Source organism: Streptomyces sp. NPDC048643 (genome assembly GCF_040650615.1).
Lineage (GTDB): Bacteria > Actinomycetota > Actinomycetes > Streptomycetales > Streptomycetaceae > Streptomyces.
The window spans coordinates 1-2,730 of the sequence record NZ_JBEZHO010000110.1 but is presented as its reverse complement, the minus strand read 5'-3'; the positions used below and the strand labels follow the sequence as shown (position 1 = coordinate 2,730).

Annotated in this window: 3 protein-coding genes; all 3 read left to right on the top strand. The window is 72.6% G+C overall.

What is annotated here, in order from left to right:
* On the top strand, positions 1 to 132 hold a 132-nt coding region (locus AB0C62_RS42075), incomplete at its 5' end, for an alpha-glucosidase C-terminal domain-containing protein (RefSeq protein WP_362982594.1).
* A 46-nt stretch (positions 133 to 178) separates the two neighbouring features.
* Complete coding sequence (locus AB0C62_RS42070) at positions 179 to 1,555, top strand: maltokinase (protein ID WP_362982592.1); 1,377 nt, start codon at positions 179 to 181, stop codon at positions 1,553 to 1,555.
* A gap of 78 nt (positions 1,556 to 1,633) precedes the next feature.
* A partial coding sequence (locus AB0C62_RS42065) for an alpha-amylase family glycosyl hydrolase (RefSeq protein WP_362982590.1) occupies positions 1,634 to 2,730 on the top strand: 1,097 nt, incomplete at its 3' end.

Genomic DNA, 2,730 nt, shown 5'->3' with positions numbered 1-2,730 from the left:
GTCGAACTCATCGGCGGCGTCCGCTTCCCCGCCATCGGCGAACTGCCCTACCTGCTCACCCTCGCCGGACACGGCTTCTACTGGTTCCGGCTGCGCAACGGGGTCGCCCCCGTCGGCGCCAAGCGCTCGTGAAGCCGTGCAGCCCACAGCCCGCCCGCACCTGAAAGGACGTGTCGCCATGGCGAAGACCGCTCTGCACCGTCCGAGCGGCCTCGGTCCCGCTCCGCTGCTCACCTCGCTCGCCGAGATGCTGCGCGCCTGGCTGCCGCGGCAGCGCTGGTTCGCCGGCAAGGGCAGACCCGTCACGGACCTGACGCTGGTGTCGTCGACCGAGCTGTACCCGGGGTGCCTGCATCTGCTCGTCCGCACCGAACACCTGGGCCCGCCCGCCCACAGCGGCGCCGGCACTCCCCCGGTCGAGGACTGCTACCAACTGCTCCTCGGCGTACGGGAGGTACTGCCCCCGCACCTCGCGCACGCCTTCATCGGCCGGGCGAGCACCGGCCCGCTGGCCGAACTGACCGTGTACGACGCCTTCCACGACCCCAAGGCGGCAGGGCTCCTGCTGGAGCGCCTGCGGGTCTCGGGCTCGGCGGGCCCCCTGTGCTTCGAGCGCGATCCGCGCGTCACGGTGCCGGGCGGACTCGCACCGCGGCTGCTCGACGCGGAGCAGTCCAACTCCTCACTGGTGTACGGGGACGCGTTCATACTGAAGGTCTTCCGGCGCGTCCAGCCCGGCATCAACCCGGACCTGGAGGTGCCGCGGGCGCTGGCCCGGCAGGGCTGCACCCGTGTCCCCGCGCCCGCGGCCTGGTTCCGTACCTCGGAGCCGCAGGACGCCACCCTCGGTGTACTCCAGCCGTATCTGCGCGACGCCGCCGACGGCTGGACGCTCGCCCTCGAATCGCTCGCCTCACAGAAGGACTTCACCGAGGAGGCGTACGAGCTGGGGCGGGCCACCGCGGAGGTGCACCTCGCACTGGCCACGGCGTTCCCCCTCGACCCGCCGAGCCCCGGCGGCAACAAGCGGCTCGCGGACGCGATGCACGAGCGGCTCGACGCCGCCGTCCGGTCCGTGTCCGAACTCCGGCCCCACGCGGACGGGTTGCGGTCCGCCTTCGACGCGCTCGCCGGTCTGGACTCCGCGGTCCGCCCCGCCCAGCGCATCCACGGCGACCTCCACCTCGGCCAGGTCCTGCGGGCCGGGCAGCGGTGGTCGGTGATCGACTTCGAGGGGGAACCCGCCCGCCCGATCAGCGAACGCCGGCGAGTCCAGTCCCCCGTGCGCGATGTGGCCGGCATGCTGCGCTCCTTCGACTACGCGGCCCGTTCCCGTCAGCCGTGGCGTCCCGAGTGGGCGGACCGCTGCCGGGAGGCCTTCTGCGCGGGCTACGCCGTCGCCGCGGCCTGGGACCCGCGGGAGGAACCCGAACTGCTGCGCGCGTACGAGACGGACCGCGCCGTGTACGAGGTGCTCTACGAGGCCCGCCACCGTCCCGACTGGCTGCCCGTCCCCATGGCGGCGGTCGGACGACTCGCCGCCGCCCGCCCCTGACCTCCCTTGTCCCCTGTCGCTTCACCGACCCGTCCGAGAACCGATCCCCAGCACCCCCCACTCCGAGAGGCCCGAGCCGTGACAGTCCGCACCGCAACCCCCCGCGTACGGCGCGCCAAGCCCGCCGCTCCGCCGGCGCAGCACACCGCGCTGGACCCCACGGACCGAGGACGGCTGCTGTCCGGCTCCCACCACGATCCGCACGCGCTGCTCGGAGCCCATCCCGTGCCGGGCGGTGTGGTGATCCGGGCGCTGCGGCCGCACGCCCAGGGCGTGTCGGTGGTGGTGGGCGGGCGCCGCACCGCGCTCGACGACCTGGGCGACGGGCTCTTCGGGGCGGTGCTGCCGCTCGACACGATTCCCGCGTACACGCTGGTGGTGACGTACGAGGGCACCGAGTTCGAGACGGAGGACCCGTACCGTTTCCTGCCCGCTCTCGGTGAGATGGACCTGCATCTGATCGGTGAGGGCCGGCACGAGGAGCTGTGGAAGGCGCTCGGCGCGGAGCCGATGACCCACGAGGGCGTCGTCGGGACACGGTTCACGGTGTGGGCCCCGAACGCGCAGGGGGTGCGGGTCTGCGGGAACTTCTGCCACTGGGACGCCGCCTCGGGCTTCCCGATGCGTTCGCTCGGTTCGTCCGGCGTGTGGGAGGTGTTCCTGCCCGGGATCGGTGAGGGCGAGCTGTACAAGTACGCCATCACCCGCCCCGACGGTTCGCACACCCTGCGCGCCGACCCGATGGCGCGCCGTACGGAGGTTCCGCCGGCGACCTCCTCGATCGTGACCCGGTCGTCCCACACGTGGCAGGACACCGCGTGGATGGACGCGCGGGCGAAGCGCCGTCCGCTGCACGAGGCGCCGTTCTCGGTCTACGAGGTTCATCTGGCGTCCTGGCGCCCCGGGTTGACCTATCGGCAGCTCGCCGAGCAGCTTCCCGCCTATGTGACGGACCTGGGCTTCACACACGTCGAGCTGATGCCCGTCGCGGAGCACCCCTTCGGCGGCTCCTGGGGCTACCAGATCACGGGGTTCTACGCGCCGACCGCGCGCCTGGGCACCCCGGACGACTTCAAGTATCTCGTCGACGCGCTCCACCAGGCCGGAATCGGCGTCCTGATGGACTGGGTACCGGCCCACTTCCCACGCGACGACTGGGCACTGGCCGCCTTCGA